This is a genomic window from Brucella anthropi (genome assembly GCF_046630315.1).
Lineage (GTDB): Bacteria > Pseudomonadota > Alphaproteobacteria > Rhizobiales > Rhizobiaceae > Brucella > Brucella anthropi_A.
This window is the reverse complement of record NZ_LQBD01000024.1, coordinates 1-15,581: the sequence shown is the minus strand read 5'-3', so window position 1 is coordinate 15,581 and position 15,581 is coordinate 1. Positions and strand designations below refer to the sequence as shown.

Genomic DNA, 15,581 nt, shown 5'->3' with positions numbered 1-15,581 from the left:
GTTCAACGCTGTTGGGCGGGGTTTTTTACACCGCTTTGTGATTGTCGCATCCGGTAGGTGGAATGCCGCTTATAGGCTATGATTGCCGGGAATCGGTTGCGGGGACAAGGCTGTGGGGACAAGGTTGCGGGGACAAGGCTCTTGCGTTTGTATCGGGGGCGATCCCACATAGGAGCAGTCCGTCGCCGGTGTTGAAGTTGCCGATATTGAAATCGCCGAAATTGAAAGAGTTCCATGCGTTGTCCCTATTGCCAGTCTGAAGATACGCAAGTGAAGGATTCCCGCCCGGCGGAAGACGGCGCCGTCATTCGCAGGCGCCGCGTCTGTTCGGTGTGCGGCGGTCGTTTCACGACGTTCGAGCGCGTGCAGTTGCGCGACCTGATGGTCGTGAAGAAGAGCGGGCGTCGCGTTCCCTTCGATCGCGACAAGCTGACGAGATCCATTGAAGTGGCGCTGCGCAAGCGCGATGTCGACAATGACCGGGTGGAGCGCGCCATTTCCGGCATTGTCCGCCAGCTGGAGAGTTCCGGCGAGGCGGAGGTGACGTCCGATGAAATCGGGCGGCTCGCCATGGACGCGCTGAAGGGCATCGACGATATCGCCTATATCCGCTTTGCATCGGTCTATCGCAATTTCAGCAAGGCCGTCGATTTCCACAATGTCATCGATGAACTGACGGTTGCCGAAACCGGGGACGATCTGGACGCTTGACTATGGGTGGCATCACGTTTCCGCATTCGAACGCAATCTCGGATGATGTGCGCTTCATGGAAGCGGCGATCCGCCATGCGCGTCGTCACAAGGGCCTGACCGGCACCAATCCATCGGTCGGCACGGTTCTCGTCAAGGATGGCGTCATCGTCGGGCGCGGCGTGACCGCATTGGGCGGCAGGCCCCATGCCGAGCCGCAGGCGCTGGCCGATGCAGGCGAAGCCGCGCGCGGCGCGACCGCCTATGTGACGCTGGAACCATGCGCGCATCACGGGCGCACGCCGCCTTGCGCGGAGGCGCTGGTGCGGGCAGGGGTGGCGCGGGTGGTGGTTGCCGCGACCGACCCGGACGAGCGCGTCAGCGGAAAGGGTTTTGCCATCCTGCGTGCGGCGGGGATTGAGGTCGTGCCCGGCATACTTGCCGAACAGGCGGCCGACGATCTGGCCGGTTATCTCAATCGATCCGCGAAGAAGCGCCCGGAAGTGATTCTGAAACTGGCACTTTCCGCCGATGGCATGATCGGCCGCCGGGGTGAAGGACAGCTTGCGATAACGGGACCGGTTGCGCGCGCGCAGTCGCATATTCTGCGCGCCCAGACCGATGTGATCCTGATCGGCATCGAAACAGCCCTTGCCGACGATCCGGTGCTGAACTGCCGTCTGCCGGGGCTGGAACAGCGTTCGCCCGTTCGTGTGGTGCTGGATGGCGGATTGCGCCTGCCGCTATCCTCGAAGCTCGTGCAGACTGCGAATGCCCAGCCCTTGTGGATCGCTTGCGGCGAGGAGGCATCGCCCGAACGGCGCCATGCATTGCAGGCAGCCGGTTGCCGCATTCTCGCAACCGAAGCCCATGATTGCCGCATCGCCTTGCCTGAACTGATGGACGATCTTGCCGCGCAGGGCATTTCCTCGGTTCTGGTCGAAGGCGGAGCAGGTGTTGCGAAAAGCTTTCTGGAGGAACGACTGGTGGATCGGCTTGCCATCTTCCGCTCGCCGGTGGAAATCGGTCGTGAAGACGGGATTGCAGTCGTCAGGCTCGAAACCCATATCGCAGACGAATTCAAAATTCTGAGGCAGGCCCGCTATGGTGACGATGCCTATGCGGAATATGTAAGTACCTGAATTTGAAAGCGTCAGGCCGTGGTGAAGACGGCGGCTCTTGGATCAGGCGCGAAGGAGACTGGATGTTTACAGGCATTATAACCGATATCGGCAAGGTTGAACGGATAAAGCCGCTGAATGAAGGCGTTCTTCTGCGGATCGAAACTGCCTATGATCCCGAAACGATCGAGCTTGGCGCATCGATTGCCTGTTCCGGCGTCTGCCTGACGGTCGTTGCCCTGCCCGAAAAGGGCAGCAATGCCCGCTGGTTCGAGGTTGAGGCGTGGGAAGAGGCGCTGCGCCTGACGACGATCGCCAACTGGCAGGGCGGACGCAACATCAATCTGGAACGCTCGCTGAAGCTTGGCGATGAAATGGGCGGACACCTCGTTTCCGGCCATGTCGACGGACTGGCTGAAATCATCGAGCGCAAGGATGAGGGCGACGCCGTGCGCTTCACCCTGCGCGCGCCGGAGGAACTGGCGCCCTTCATCGCCCAGAAGGGGTCTGTCGCGCTCGACGGAACTTCGCTCACGGTCAATGGCGTCAACGGAAACGAGTTCGATGTGCTCCTGATCCGCCATTCGCTGGCAGTCACCACATGGGGCGAGCGGAAAGCGGGCGACAAGGTGAATATCGAGATCGACCAGCTGGCACGTTACGCAGCAAGGCTTGCGCAATATCAGAAATAGGCTTACAGCCTAAATTCCCAGGCTGTAAAAGCATATCCCGATTTTGAGCGTTGACCGCAATCGTTGCGATCCGCAAAATTTGTCATGGAGTTTCTCATGTCCAAGCACGAGGCGCATGCGCCGCATTTGCTTATTGTCGAAGCGCGTTTCTACGATGATCTCGCCGACGCGCTTCTGGATGGCGCAAAGGCAGCCTTGGATGAGGTAGGGGCAACCTATGATGTGGTGACGGTTCCCGGTGCGCTGGAAGTTCCGGCGGTCATTTCCTTCGCGCTCGATGGCGAAGACAATGGCGGCACGGAATATGACGGCTTTGTCGCGCTGGGCACGGTGATCCGTGGCGAAACCTATCATTTCGACATCGTGTCCAATGAATCCTGCCGGGCGCTGACCGATCTTGCGGTCGAGGAAAGCATTGCCATCGGCAATGGCATCCTGACGGTCGAAAATGAAGAGCAGGCATGGGTCCGCGCCCGCCGCGAAGACAAGGACAAGGGCGGCTTTGCTGCCCGCGCCGCGCTGACCATGATCGATCTGCGCAAGAAGTTCGGAGTCTGACCATTATGAATTCTTCTACCGAAGGACGCCCGACCCCCAATCTGCCGCGCACGGCCAACAAGCGCGGCGTGGCCCGTCTTGCTGCGGTCCAGGCGCTCTATCAGATGGATGTTGCCGGTACGGGCGTGCTGGAAGTGGTGGCCGAATACGAGGCTTTCCGTCTCGGCAAGGAAGTCGACGGCACGCAATATCTCGATGCCGACCCGCAATGGTTCCGCGCCATCGTGGCCGGTGTGGTCGAGGACCAGCTGAAACTCGATCCGATGATCCATCAGGCGCTGACGGAAGACTGGCCGCTGTCGCGTCTCGATTCGACGCTGCGCGCCATTCTGCGCGCCGGCGCATGGGAATTGCAGACGCGCAAGGACGTGCCGACGGCGGTGATCGTGTCGGAATATGTCGATATCGCCAAGGCCTTCTATACCGAGGATGAGCCGAAGCTGGTCAATGCCGTGCTTGATCGCCTCGCATTCGTCATTCGCGGCGAAAGCCGCGGTGTGAAGCCGCGCCATAAAGGCTGACTTTCGACTATCGGAACAGGTTGGAAGGGCTGTGAGAAATCGCGGCCCTTCTTTCATTGTATGCTGGCAAAGAACGACTTGACGTTTGTGAAACCGTTTCGCATGTTGGTCGCGCGGCATTGAGAATGCTGAAATGCAGGGAATCGCGCCAATTGATTGATTCCAAGGCGTAAGTTCCCCAATAAACATACCGTTGAAGCCCGGTATCTCTTGTTCGGCTTCAGGCACTTCCATGCCGCTCAATCGGGTCCGGGGAGGGGTTTCGGGCCTATCCTGCGCATGTGCCTGCCGATGGCCGCGGATTGCGGTCTGGCGGCAGCAGGCGCAAACTATGGAGCGCGTTTCGATCTGCTTGCACCGGATCGGCGCTCCAATTGTCTGATTGGCCGCGCATTTTTCCCGAAAACCGTTTCACATTTTTCGGAATGCGCTCAATGGGAGTTGGCCTTTATGCAAATGGGAGTGGCAGTCTTAGTTCTCGTCATTGCCTGCGGCGTGCTTTCCGTTCTTTTCGCCATATGGGCGATCCGTTCGGTTCTTGCAGCCGACCAGGGGACGCAGCGCATGCAGGAAATCGCTGAAGCCATCCGCGAGGGTGCCTCAGCCTATCTCACAAGACAATATTCGACGATTGCCATCGTTGGCGTCGTGGTCTTTCTGGCAGCCTGGTATCTGCTCTCGCTCAGTGCCGCGATCGGCTTCCTGATCGGCGCGGTTCTGTCGGGCGTCACGGGTTTCATCGGCATGCATGTGTCGGTTCGCGCCAATGTGCGCACCGCGCAGGCGGCATCGCTCAGCCTTGCCGGCGGGCTTGAGCTGGCCTTCAAGTCCGGGGCCATCACCGGCCTTCTGGTGGCCGGGCTGGCGCTGCTCGGCGTGTCCGTCTATTATTTCATTCTCACCGTCTGGCTGGGCTATTCGCCTTCCGACCGCACCGTCATCGATGCACTGGTGTCGCTCGGTTTCGGCGCTTCGCTGATCTCGATCTTCGCGCGTCTTGGCGGCGGCATCTTCACCAAGGGCGCCGATGTCGGCGGCGATCTTGTCGGCAAGGTGGAAGCAGGTATCCCCGAGGACGATCCGCGCAACCCTGCGACCATCGCGGATAATGTCGGCGACAATGTCGGCGATTGCGCGGGCATGGCCGCCGACCTGTTCGAGACCTATGCGGTGACGGTCGTTGCCACCATGGTTCTCGGCGCGATCTTTTTCAACGGATCGGACGTTCTTTCCAGTGTCATGCTCTATCCGCTGATGATCTGCGGCGCCTGCGTGATTACGTCGATTATCGGCACTTTCTTCGTCAAGCTCAGCGTGGACGGCTCCATCATGGGCGCGCTCTACAAGGGCCTGATCGCGACGGGCCTGCTGTCCATCGTCGGTCTTGCCGTTGCCAATATGCTGACCGTCGGCTGGGGCGAGATCGGAACGGTGGCCGGCAAAAGCATCACCGGCACCAATCTCTTCATCTGCGGGCTGATCGGCCTCATCGTCACCGGCCTGATCGTGGTGATCACGGAATATTATACCGGCACCAACAAGCGCCCGGTCAATTCCATCGCGCAGGCTTCCGTCACGGGCCACGGCACCAATGTCATTCAGGGACTTGCCGTCTCGCTTGAATCGACCGCCCTGCCTGCAATCGTGATCGTCGGCGGCATCATCTCGACCTACCAGCTTGCGGGCCTGTTCGGCACCGCCATTGCCGTTACCGCCATGCTCGGCATTGCGGGCATGATCGTGGCGCTCGATGCCTTCGGTCCGGTGACGGACAATGCGGGCGGCATTGCCGAAATGGCCGGGCTCGACCCGGAAGTGCGCAAGGCCACCGATGCGCTCGATGCCGTCGGCAATACCACCAAGGCCGTCACCAAGGGCTATGCCATCGGCTCGGCGGGCCTCGGCGCGCTGGTGCTGTTTGCGGCCTATTCCAACGATCTGGCCTATTTTGCCGCCAACGGGCAGACCTATCCCTATTTCGCCGATATGGGGCCGGTCTCCTTCGATCTCTCCAACCCTTATGTGGTTGCGGGGCTGATCTTCGGCGGCCTGATCCCCTATCTGTTCGGCGGCATGGCCATGACGGCCGTGGGCCGGGCAGGCGGCGCGGTGGTGCAGGAAGTGCGCCGCCAGTTCCGCGAAAAGCCGGGGATCATGACTGGCAAGGAGCGTCCGGATTATGCCCGCGCGGTCGATCTTCTGACCAGGGCGGCGATCCGCGAAATGATTATCCCGTCGCTCCTGCCGGTGCTGGCGCCGATTGTCGTCTATTTCGGCGTGCTGCTCATCTCGGGCTCGAAGGCTGCGGCCTTTGCGGCACTTGGCGCATCGCTTCTGGGCGTCATCATCAACGGCCTGTTCGTGGCGATTTCCATGACATCGGGCGGCGGCGCATGGGACAATGCCAAGAAGAGCTTCGAGGATGGATTTACCGATGCCGACGGCGTGAAACACCTGAAAGGGTCGGAAGCGCACAAGGCATCCGTGACCGGCGATACGGTGGGCGATCCCTACAAGGATACGGCCGGTCCCGCCGTCAATCCGGCCATCAAGATCACCAACATCGTGGCGCTTCTGCTGCTGGCTGTGCTGGCGCACATGTCCTGACGGATTGCACGTCAAACAAGGAAAACCCGCCGTGAAGGCGGGTTTTCTGCTTGTCTATATCCGTTCGGATCAGTTGTTGCCGCCGCCTGCTGCACCCGGCAGCGATGTCGGGGCCTTGGAAACACCCTGGATGATCTGGCCGAGGAAGGTCTGGTCCTTGCCGCCTGTCGGCGTGGTGCGCGACACGAAGTCGAACAGCTTGCCGTCCTTCAGGCCGTAATTGGCGATATGCTCGACCTTGCCGTCCTTGTCGAAATAGATGGCAAGGATCTGGCGCTCGATGATCTTCGGCTTCATGAACTGCGCGGCGCGATAACGCTTCTGCGAAATGTAGTAGAACACTTCATTGTCGAAGGTCGCGGTGGTGGATGGTGTGCCGAGCGCCAGAAGCACCTGCTCGCGGCTGGAGCCGACAGGAACCGAATCAAGCGCGCCCTGATCGAGCACATAACCCTCTGTCAGCGTTTCGGACGGATTGAGCGTGGATGCAGTGTTGCACCCCGCAAGAGCCACTGAGACGAGAATTGCCGTGCCTGCGAGAAGAGCACGCTGCTTGCGTACACTTGGAAAAATTCCCTGCAACAAAGACCTCTCCATACATTCTAAATCAGCGCGGCACTTTCGCCGTCGGGAGAACTTCGGTAAACCACCTTGCTTATTTATGCAACTGGAACGGTCGTACGGACATGATTCTCCAACTTTTCCGCCGCAAATCGAAAGCAAACGAGGCTGTTATGCTTCGCGTTTACGAGACGATCGTGGCGGCGGCGCGGCAAAAACGGTTCTATGCACAGTTTCAGGTGCCGGATACGCCGCTTGGCCGTTATGAAATGCTTTCGCTGCATGTTTTTCTGGCGCTTCATCGCATGAAGGGGGAAAGCAAGGCGCTTGGCGACCTGGCACAGGACATCGCGGACGAGTTTTTCAAGGATGTCGATCATTCGCTGCGCGAACTGGGTATCGGCGATCAGGGCGTGCCGAAACGCATGAAGAAGCTTGCGCGCATGTTCTATGGCCGTGTCGCGGCTTATGGTGCGGCGCTGGACGCAAATGATGCGGATGCGCTGGCGGCAGCGCTTACGCGAAATATCCGCCCGGACCTCGAATTCTGGCCGCATGCCCACCATTTAAGTGAATATGTTCTGGCCTGTCGCGACCGTTTGCAAAAAATTTCGGACGACGCTTTGGCGGCTGGCGACATTTCCTATATGGATGCGGATAAGAGCGCATCCCGAAAAGTGTGAAGCGGTTTTCGGGACAAGATGCGCGTCGAAGATGGCCTTGGGCCAATGAGCAATGCTGAAAAGGCCAATGAGAATGACTGATAAACCGGCGCTCACCTATCCTGTTCCGGTTCTTCACCTGCCGCAAAAGGGCGTAACGGTGAAAATAGGCACGGATGAGAAGGAGCGCAGAGCGCTCGCGGCAGACCATGGGCTTGAGGCCGTGAATGCCTTTAGCGCGGAATTTCTGATTACGCCCTGGAAAAAGGACGGTATCCGGGTGCGTGGCCGCATCGATGCGGAAATCGTGCAAGCCTGCGTCGTGACGCTGGAGCCGCTGACCAACAGCATTGCTGAAGAAGTCGACACGATCTTCGTGCCGGAAAATTCACGGCTTGCGCGAATTCAGCTTGATGAAAGCGGCGAAATGCTGCTCGATGCGGAAGGTGCCGACAGTCCGGAAGTCTTTGCCGGTGACAGGATCGATATGGGTGCGATTGCGGAGGAGTTTTTCGATCTCGCCATCGATCCATATCCCCGCAAGCCGGGCTTGCCGGAAGACGGCGAGCCGCAGGTTTTCGGAGACGATGAGGGGGACGACAAGCCCGTTTCGCCGTTTGCGAAGCTTTCGGAATGGCAGAAGAAGCCGTAATTCACAGTGGGTTTGATAGAATTTGGTTGTGCGGAAACGCAAAAACACTATTTTCGCCGAAAACCTGTCTGCTGCAAATGCAGGGCAGGGGCAGGGATCGCACAGGAATAATCAAGAGTGATCAAAATTTCGATTGACGCTATGGGCGGTGATTTTGGCCCTGAAGTGGTCATCCCCGGCGCAGCGAAGGCGCTTGAGCGTCATCCTGACATCCGCTTCATCTTCTTCGGCCTCCCCGCACAGGTGGAGCCGGTGCTGGCGCGCTATCCGAAGCTGAAGGCGGCATCCGAGTTCCGCGCGAGCGAGGTCGCCATCAGCATGGATGACAAGCCGAGCCAGGCCCTGCGCGCCGGCCGGGGCAAGTCATCCATGTGGCAGGCCATCGAGGCTGTAAAGACCGGCGATGCGCAAGCCTGCATCTCCGCCGGGAACACCGGCGCGCTGATGGCCATGTCCAAATTCTGCCTGCGCATGATGTCGGATGTCGAGCGCCCGGCCATTGCAGGCATCTGGCCGACGCTGCGCGGCGAAAGCATCGTGCTGGACGTCGGTGCCACCATTGGCGCCGATGCCCGCCAGCTTGTCGATTATGCCGTTATGGGGGCCGGTATGGCGCGTGCCCTGTTCGAGGTGCGCAAGCCGACCGTGGGCCTTCTCAATGTCGGCACGGAAGAGGTCAAGGGTCTCGACGAGATCAAGGAAGCAGGCCAGATCCTGCGCGACACGCCGCTGGAAGGGCTTGCCTATGCCGGTTTCGTCGAAGGCAACGACATCGGCAAGGGCACGGTGGATGTGGTCGTGACCGAAGGGTTCACCGGCAATATCGCACTGAAGGCCGCGGAAGGCACGGCCCGCCAGATGGCGGAACTGCTGCGCCAGGCCATGAGCCGCACGCTGCTGGCCAAGATCGGCTATGTCTTCGCCAAGGGCGCGTTTGATCGCCTGCGTGAAAAGATGGACCCCAACAAGGTCAATGGCGGCGTTTTCCTGGGCTTGAGCGGGATAGTCATCAAAAGTCATGGCAGCGCGAATGCAGAAGGCTTCTGCTCGGCGGTGGAAGTCGGCTATGACATGGTGAGAAACCGTCTTCTGGAAAAGATCGAGGCCGATCTGGCGCATTTCCACCACAGTCATCCGCATGTTTCGTCCGGTGAGGGCGGGGAAGCGGCGAAATAAGCTTTGCCCGTCATATAGGGCCAGAATTCTCGACCGTTCAGGCGGGCATGTTTCGCCCCGGTCGCTTTTGAGGACAGGAAACAAGAGATGATAAGATCTGTCGTGCGGGGTATCGGTTCGGCATTGCCGAAGCGGGTCATGAAGAATACCGATTTCGAAGGTATTATCGAAACCTCGGACGAGTGGATCGTGCAGCGCACGGGTATCCGTGCGCGTCATATCGCAGGCGAGGGCGAAACCACGGTTTCGCTCGGGACAGCGGCAGCGCGCGCGGCAATCGAAAATGCCGGTTTGCAGCCGACGGATATCGATCTCGTTCTTCTGGCCACCTCGACCCCCAACCACACCTTCCCGGCAAGTGCCGTCGAAATCCAGCGCGAGCTTGGTATCACCAGCGGTTTTGCATTCGATATGCAGGCCGTTTGCAGCGGCTTCATCTATGCCATCACGACCGCGGACCTCTATATCCGTGGCAGCATGGCCAAGCGGGTGCTGGTCATTGGCGCGGAAACCTTTTCGCGCATCCTGGACTGGACCGACCGCACGACCTGCGTTCTCTTCGGCGACGGCGCGGGCGCGCTCGTTCTGGAAGCCGCAGAAGGGCATGGCCTGACCTCGGATCGCGGTGTTCTCGCCGCCAATCTGCGCTCGGACGGCAACCACCGGGAAAAGCTCTATGTCGATGGCGGTCCCTCGACGACGAAGACCGTCGGCCACCTGCGCATGGAAGGTCGCGAAGTCTTCAAACATGCCGTCGGCATGATTACGGACGTTATCGAAGCGTCCTTCGCGCAAACCGGCCTGACGGCCGAGGATATCGACTGGTTCGTCCCGCACCAGGCCAACAAGCGAATCATCGACGCTTCCGCCAAGAAGCTGAATATTGCTGAAAACAAGGTGGTCATCACCGTGGATCGTCACGGCAACACCTCTGCGGCATCGGTTCCGCTGGCGCTTGCGACCGCCGTTGCGGACGGTCGCATCAAGAAGGGCGACCTCGTTCTTCTGGAGGCGATGGGCGGCGGATTCACCTGGGGCGCGGTTCTGTTGCGCTGGTAAGCGCAAAATTGATCCGCCGTGAGGGAACTCGCGGCTTGACCGTTGCGCTTTAATTTGTGTAACGTCCTGTCACGTAAGGATATTATCTGTTCAAACGCTAACCAGGCAGGTTCGGTCATGGGAGGTAAGACGGTCACGCGAGCTGATCTGGCAGAGGCTGTTTACCGGAAGGTAGGCCTTTCCAGAACGGAGTCGGCGGCTCTTGTCGAGATGATCCTCGATGAAGTCTGTGACGCTATCGTCAACGGTGAAACGGTGAAATTGTCGTCTTTCGCGACATTTCAGGTTCGCGACAAGAACGAGCGCATTGGCCGTAATCCGAAAACAGGCGAGGAGGTTCCAATTCTTCCCCGCCGCGTGATGACTTTCAAGGCTTCCAATGTTCTCAAGCAGCGTATTCTGCAAGAACACCAGAAGCGCGAAGCCAAAAGCCAGAAATAAAGGCATTTCCGGCAAAAGTGCGAAGCGGTTTTGCGCTGGATGATGCGTCAAGGCAAAACCAAATCGCGCTTGCCTTAAGATGCGACACGGCTTTGGATGCTGCCCGGCGGGCAGCATTTTGTTTTTGGCACTGACATTGCAAGGCTTGCCGTTACCGTGTCTGGCCCGTGGTCCGCGCGCAGAGTTGATTTTGCAAGGCGGCGACAATTTCGGTTGCCATGAGCGCCTGTCGTCACGAACAAGCCCCGCCGCCTTCCGCTTCGCGTGAAGGGATGCTTATAAAGCTCTGATATTATATAATGGATTGAACGGGGCGAATCGCTTCGCTAATATTGGATTTTGAAAGGCGACAGGCTTTTCAAAACGAGTTTTGTGTTGCGCGTCGTCCGGTTTTGAGTGACGTTTGGGTTGTGTCTTTATCTGCACGCCGGAGATTGTTAACTCCCGTCGCTTGGAATCCGATGGTGGCGAGCGCCATTCGTGAAGCAGGCGCGCTCGCATCGGCAGCGCGTCGAACTGTCTGGATCGGCAAGGTTGCGCTGTGCTGGCGAAACCCGAACCACTGGAAAGGGCAAGTGGAATGGACAAGAGCCCTGATGCATTCAGGACGATCAGCGAAGTGGCGGAGGATCTCGATCTTCCGCAGCATGTGCTGCGTTTCTGGGAAACGCGCTTTACCCAGATCAAGCCCATGAAGCGCGGCGGCGGTCGCCGCTATTACCGGCCGCTTGATGTGGAACTGCTGAAGGGCATCCGCCATCTGCTCTACGATCAGGGCTACACGATCAAGGGCGTGCAGCGTCTTTTGCGCGAGAACAACGCGCAGTTCATCATCGCGCTTGGCAATGGCGATGTTCAGGCCATTGAGGCGATCACCCGCCAGAAGCAGGCCGCGGCCGACAAGCGGGCTGCCGAAGAGGCGGCGGACAACGAAATGGCCCTGCCGAGCGGCATCAAGGCGCCGCAGCCCGCCCGCAAGCTCTTCGGCCTGTTGAAGGGCGAGGAAGACGGCCCCATCGGCGCCGACGGAAAGCGGCCTTCGAAGGACAATCGCTCGCTCTTGCAGGAGGCGCTGTTCGATCTGCTGGAATGCAAGCGCCTTCTCGATCAGGTGCGCTGACCTGTCTCGAATGGCCTGAGGGAGGCTTTTGCCTCCCTTTTTGTAAGGGCTGCGGTCAGCTGGATGAAAGTTTCAGGCCGATGATGCCCGCAAAGATCAGCATCACGCTTGCGATGCGGAAGAAGGTTGCGGCCTCGCCCAGAATGAAGATGCCGACCAGAAACGCGCCCACCGCACCGATGCCGGTCCAGATTGCATAGGCCGTGCCGAGCGGCAGGCTGCGCATGGCGATGGACAGCAGAACGAAACTGCCGATCATCGTCACGATGGTGATGACGCTTGGCGTCAGCAGGGAAAAGCCTTCCGACTTTTTCATGAAATACGCCCAGACGACTTCCAGAATTCCGGCCAGTACCAGAAAAATCCATGCCATTTTAATGCTCCGAGGGTTCTGAACGGGTCGTGTACACCATCCGCGCCATGATGCATGCGGAAGGAGGGGCCGTAACCGGCTGTTCGCCGATTTCGCCAGTTCAACGATGCGCTTGATTGCAAGGTGTTCGATCATCTGCCCTGCCATAGGATACTCCTATGGGGCCGTCCCCGATGCGAACACAGGCGCGGGTCGTCCCGCACGGCCTGTACATAATGATTCGCGCCTCGTGAGGCAAGATCGCCGCCATGTTGCGCGCACAAACAAAAACTTGATTGCCAACCGCATGTATTAATGCATGTCTCCCAAAAGTGGGAACCGCCTTCGCGGGGAAATCAGTCCACTGGACTGATTTCTGATCCCGCTACGATGGGATAAAGACATGCAGGAAAACAAAAACTTAAAGCGTGTCGTATGACTACGATAAAATGCGACACGCTTTAGAAGGCATTTTCGGGTATTCTGATATTCTTTCTCATAGATTATGCCGGGAGATCGATCGATGACCATCTCAAGACGTAATTTCATTGTTGCAGCATCTGCTGCCGGAGCCGGATTGGCCATGTCGCCTCGGGAGCCCGCCGCAGCAGCAGCCGAAACAGGCAGTTCCAAAGTGCAAACCCCTTCACAGGTAGAAAATCCGGGCTTCCATCGTTTCCAGTTCGGTGAATTCGAGATCACCACGCTTTCCGATGGGCGCAGGCCCGGCGAAGCGCCCGAAAAGACCTATGCAGTCGACCAGGACCCGAAAGTTGTTGCCGCGCTTCTTGAGGAAAATCTTCTGCCTGCCGATCGCTTCGTCAACAGCTTCACGCCGGTGCTCATCAATACGGGCAAGGAACTCGTCCTGTTCGATACCGGTATGGGAGCCGGTGCCCGTGGCGCGGGATTGGGCCGGCTCACCAGTGCGCTTGAGGCTTCGGGCTACAAGGCCGATGACGTGTCTCTGGTGGTGCTCAGCCATTTCCACCCCGATCATATTGGCGGCCTGATGGACGACGGAAAGCCGGCCTTCGCCAATGCGCGCTATGCCGCCGGACAGAAGGAATTCGACTTCTGGACCGATCCAGCCCGGCTCGACAGCCCGGCAAGGACCGTTGCCGAGCTGGTGGCAAAAAACGTCAAGCCGCTGGCCGGGAAGATGACGTTTCTGGGCGATGACAGCGAGGTCGTTTCCGGCATTCATTCAGTGGCGGCCTATGGCCATACGCCGGGCCATCTGGCGTTTCGGGTCGAAACGGGCGGGAAGTCGCTGATGCTGGTCTCGGATACGGCGAACCATTTCGTCATGACCTTGCAGCGGCCCGAATGGCATGTTTCCTTCGATATAGACAAGGAGGCTGCGGTCCAGACCCGCAAGCGCATGTTCGACATGATCGCGACCGACCGGCTTCCGTTCATCGGCTATCATATGCCGTTTCCGGCGCTGGCCTATCTCAAGCGGGAGGGCGAGGGCTATCGCTACATTGCGGAAACCTATCAGCTGCGCGAAGAATAGAAGCAGAGCGCAACTCCACGCCCACCGGCAACATCGATGAATGTGCCGGTCCATAGACGGGGGCGTCGTTGAGAGGCCAGAATATGGCCTCCGCGACGGCCTCCCGTGACGGGTGATCTGATTCCGACATTTGCTCAGCGCGCATATTCAAGGGATGCAAATGACGGAGCCGATCCGATTTGCACGTTGCGTGCAAAGGAAACAGCGTATGAAAATAAAGGTTTGGGGAAGGAAAATGGTCGGAGCGGCGGGATTCGAACCCACGACCCCTTGACCCCCAGTCAAGTGCGCTACCGGGCTGCGCTACGCTCCGAGCCGGGGAAATCCTTAGAATATAAAGGATTTTCCCGCAAGCTCTAAAAACCTCAAAAAAGAACAAAATGCACACAGATGCACGGTGCGGGATGGTTCAGCACCAAAAGTCCCACGGAAATCCCCACGGATTTTCACGTTCTGTTCCGATGCCGTTTGCATCATTCTGCTTTCCGTTTTTTCTGTTTGGTTGACGATTCGTCGTCTGCCGGTTTCATTGCGTCCATGGCCGAACGGATAGCCGGCGCTTACAGGTAGTGGAAGAAAAACTGAGTCATCCGCTTAAGCCGTGGCGGTCTTTAGCGAACGCCTTTTATCTGCGCTGGCCTTGATGGATTTACGGAACCCGTCAATGCGATAATCGACGCAAATCACGATAACCGTACTCGCGGCGATTGTTGCCGTTGCCCCGATCCAGAAAACAATCCATCCCCGATGTTCGTTCAAACCAAGTATCTGCAGGGATGCGAAAGCAAAGACGTAATGTCCGAGGAACATCGGATATGCCAAGTCACCTAGAAATTTGTCGACTTTTGCAGACCGTCCAGTGAACCTTCGACGGTTCACAAGCAGAACCAGAATGAAGGCCAATCCAGTATTGAAGTAAAACTGTATGCTGGAGAAAATGTCTGGGGAGTTCATGGAACTCCACCAGTTGATTGCGAAAACGAACGCTACGCCTAACAAAATGGCAGACAGTGGGACGCCCTTGGCCAAGGAAAATCGCGCACTGATGAAGTAAGCAAGGCATCCGAGGCCAAATGACAGTGCGGCAGCAGGTACTGGTCCGTATCGTAGCGTTGGTAATCCGCCAGTAACAAAAACGTACACGTGCCATAGAACGCCAAATGTCGTTAGTGCGATTGCGCCTTTGATCGACCGTGCACCGACAAGTCAAACCAGAAAATAGCAGACCAGTTCCACAGCAACAGACCATGTTGACGGGATTACACGGAAGTAGAAGTCTTCGCTTATGAATGGCGTAACATGCACTGTCGGATCGGACAGGAATGCCCACGGCACAATGAACACATTGCCCATCCAAGAACTGAAATCCGCTTGACCGTTCCAAGATGGATGAAAGTTCGAGTATGACGGGTACACAGCGAAAACGACGAGCGCACAGAACGCAATTACCGCGTAGCTCGGATACAGCCGTAAAAATCGGTTTGTCGCAAACCGTTTCCCGTCAAACTGATACGATTCCTGAAGGACAAGTGTCATCAAGAATCCGCTGATTACATAGAAGAAATTAACCGCGAACAGGCCGACATTAGGAACAATCGCTGTCAAATGAAAGACGACGACACATAACGACAAAAAGAACCGCGTAATTCCCAATGCTCTGGCCTCAAATGTTTTGCAGGGCAGATATACAGCGCGCTTCCCTTCATCACAACAGCCGTCCACCGAGGCGGCTTTTTCTTTGCCCGAAAGGAAATCACCAATGGCCAAGGGAACCTTTGCCAAAACGACGCCGCATGTCTTCTCGGAAGAGGGCGGGTATGTGGATGATGTTGACGATCCGGGCGGCGCAA

17 protein-coding genes, 1 tRNA gene and 1 pseudogene are annotated in these 15,581 nt (G+C 58.1%); 14 read left to right on the top strand and 5 right to left on the bottom strand.

Annotated elements, in window-relative coordinates:
- Positions 1 to 234 precede the first annotated feature (234 nt).
- The 6 genes from nrdR to AVM02_RS12420 all read left to right on the top strand — a co-directional run bounded on the left by nrdR (position 235) and on the right by AVM02_RS12420 (position 6,189).
- The gene (gene nrdR, locus AVM02_RS12445) at positions 235 to 711 is read left to right on the top strand and encodes a transcriptional regulator NrdR (protein ID WP_411507256.1); all 477 of its coding nucleotides are present in this window, start codon (positions 235 to 237) and stop codon (positions 709 to 711) included.
- A 2-nt stretch (positions 712 to 713) separates the two neighbouring features.
- Positions 714 to 1,832 carry a bifunctional diaminohydroxyphosphoribosylaminopyrimidine deaminase/5-amino-6-(5-phosphoribosylamino)uracil reductase RibD gene (gene ribD, locus AVM02_RS12440; RefSeq protein ID WP_411507255.1) on the top strand — a complete coding sequence of 373 codons (1,119 nt, stop codon included), beginning with the start codon at positions 714 to 716 and terminating at the stop codon, positions 1,830 to 1,832.
- Positions 1,833 to 1,894: 62 nt separating this feature from the next.
- Positions 1,895 to 2,503: a riboflavin synthase gene (locus tag AVM02_RS12435; RefSeq protein WP_411507254.1), complete on the top strand. Its 609-nt coding sequence runs from the start codon at positions 1,895 to 1,897 to the stop codon at positions 2,501 to 2,503.
- Positions 2,504 to 2,599: 96 nt separating this feature from the next.
- Positions 2,600 to 3,061, top strand: coding sequence for a 6,7-dimethyl-8-ribityllumazine synthase (locus AVM02_RS12430; RefSeq protein WP_411507253.1), 462 nt, complete (start codon positions 2,600 to 2,602; stop codon positions 3,059 to 3,061).
- A gap of 5 nt (positions 3,062 to 3,066) precedes the next feature.
- On the top strand, positions 3,067 to 3,582 hold the full coding sequence (gene nusB / locus AVM02_RS12425) for a transcription antitermination factor NusB (protein ID WP_411507252.1): 516 nt from the start codon (positions 3,067 to 3,069) through the stop codon (positions 3,580 to 3,582).
- Between the two features lie 450 nt (positions 3,583 to 4,032).
- Positions 4,033 to 6,189 carry a sodium-translocating pyrophosphatase gene (locus AVM02_RS12420; RefSeq protein WP_411507251.1) on the top strand — a complete coding sequence of 719 codons (2,157 nt, stop codon included), beginning with the start codon at positions 4,033 to 4,035 and terminating at the stop codon, positions 6,187 to 6,189.
- A 69-nt stretch (positions 6,190 to 6,258) separates the two neighbouring features.
- Here AVM02_RS12420 and AVM02_RS12415 read toward each other — a convergent pair whose 3' ends face one another.
- Complete coding sequence (locus tag AVM02_RS12415; protein ID WP_411507250.1) at positions 6,259 to 6,774, bottom strand: outer membrane protein assembly factor BamE; 516 nt, start codon at positions 6,772 to 6,774, stop codon at positions 6,259 to 6,261.
- A gap of 101 nt (positions 6,775 to 6,875) precedes the next feature.
- Here AVM02_RS12415 and AVM02_RS12410 point away from each other — a divergent pair, with 101 nt between their 5' ends.
- The 6 genes from AVM02_RS12410 to AVM02_RS12385 all read left to right on the top strand — a co-directional run bounded on the left by AVM02_RS12410 (position 6,876) and on the right by AVM02_RS12385 (position 11,860).
- The gene (locus AVM02_RS12410; RefSeq protein WP_411507249.1) at positions 6,876 to 7,433 is read left to right on the top strand and encodes a ubiquinol-cytochrome C chaperone family protein; all 558 of its coding nucleotides are present in this window, start codon (positions 6,876 to 6,878) and stop codon (positions 7,431 to 7,433) included.
- Between the two features lie 73 nt (positions 7,434 to 7,506).
- The gene (locus AVM02_RS12405) at positions 7,507 to 8,064 is read left to right on the top strand and encodes a YceD family protein (protein ID WP_411507248.1); all 558 of its coding nucleotides are present in this window, start codon (positions 7,507 to 7,509) and stop codon (positions 8,062 to 8,064) included.
- Positions 8,065 to 8,181: 117 nt separating this feature from the next.
- Positions 8,182 to 9,240: a phosphate acyltransferase PlsX gene (gene plsX / locus AVM02_RS12400; RefSeq protein ID WP_411507247.1), complete on the top strand. Its 1,059-nt coding sequence runs from the start codon at positions 8,182 to 8,184 to the stop codon at positions 9,238 to 9,240.
- An 87-nt stretch (positions 9,241 to 9,327) separates the two neighbouring features.
- A complete protein-coding gene (locus tag AVM02_RS12395) occupies positions 9,328 to 10,299 on the top strand; it encodes a beta-ketoacyl-ACP synthase III (protein ID WP_411507246.1) in 972 nt (323 codons plus the stop codon).
- A gap of 117 nt (positions 10,300 to 10,416) precedes the next feature.
- A complete protein-coding gene (locus tag AVM02_RS12390) occupies positions 10,417 to 10,740 on the top strand; it encodes an integration host factor subunit alpha (protein WP_006472791.1) in 324 nt (107 codons plus the stop codon).
- 580 nt (positions 10,741 to 11,320) lie between these two features.
- Positions 11,321 to 11,860, top strand: coding sequence for a MerR family transcriptional regulator (locus tag AVM02_RS12385; protein WP_121982684.1), 540 nt, complete (start codon positions 11,321 to 11,323; stop codon positions 11,858 to 11,860).
- 55 nt (positions 11,861 to 11,915) lie between these two features.
- Here the strand turns inward: AVM02_RS12385 and sugE are convergent, their stop codons facing one another.
- Positions 11,916 to 12,233 (bottom strand): quaternary ammonium compound efflux SMR transporter SugE, encoded by a 318-nt coding sequence (gene sugE, locus AVM02_RS12380; RefSeq protein WP_411507245.1) that lies wholly within the window; start codon positions 12,231 to 12,233, stop codon positions 11,916 to 11,918.
- 502 nt (positions 12,234 to 12,735) lie between these two features.
- Here sugE and AVM02_RS12375 point away from each other — a divergent pair.
- A complete protein-coding gene (locus tag AVM02_RS12375; protein ID WP_411507244.1) occupies positions 12,736 to 13,731 on the top strand; it encodes an MBL fold metallo-hydrolase in 996 nt (331 codons plus the stop codon).
- Between the two features lie 236 nt (positions 13,732 to 13,967).
- On the opposite strand, the gene AVM02_RS12370 is transcribed toward AVM02_RS12375, so the two are convergent.
- The 3 genes from AVM02_RS12370 to AVM02_RS12360 all read right to left on the bottom strand — a co-directional run bounded on the left by AVM02_RS12370 (position 13,968) and on the right by AVM02_RS12360 (position 15,498).
- A tRNA-Pro gene (locus AVM02_RS12370) sits at positions 13,968 to 14,044 on the bottom strand.
- A 281-nt stretch (positions 14,045 to 14,325) separates the two neighbouring features.
- Positions 14,326 to 14,685, bottom strand: coding sequence for a hypothetical protein (locus tag AVM02_RS12365; protein WP_411507243.1), 360 nt, complete (start codon positions 14,683 to 14,685; stop codon positions 14,326 to 14,328).
- 252 nt (positions 14,686 to 14,937) lie between these two features.
- A complete protein-coding gene (locus tag AVM02_RS12360; protein WP_411507242.1) occupies positions 14,938 to 15,498 on the bottom strand; it encodes an acyltransferase family protein in 561 nt (186 codons plus the stop codon).
- Here AVM02_RS12360 and AVM02_RS12355 point away from each other — a divergent pair.
- Positions 15,491 to 15,581, top strand: a pseudogene (locus AVM02_RS12355) (acetylmuramidase); the annotation flags it as partial. The gene AVM02_RS12360 and the pseudogene AVM02_RS12355 overlap by 8 nt on opposite strands.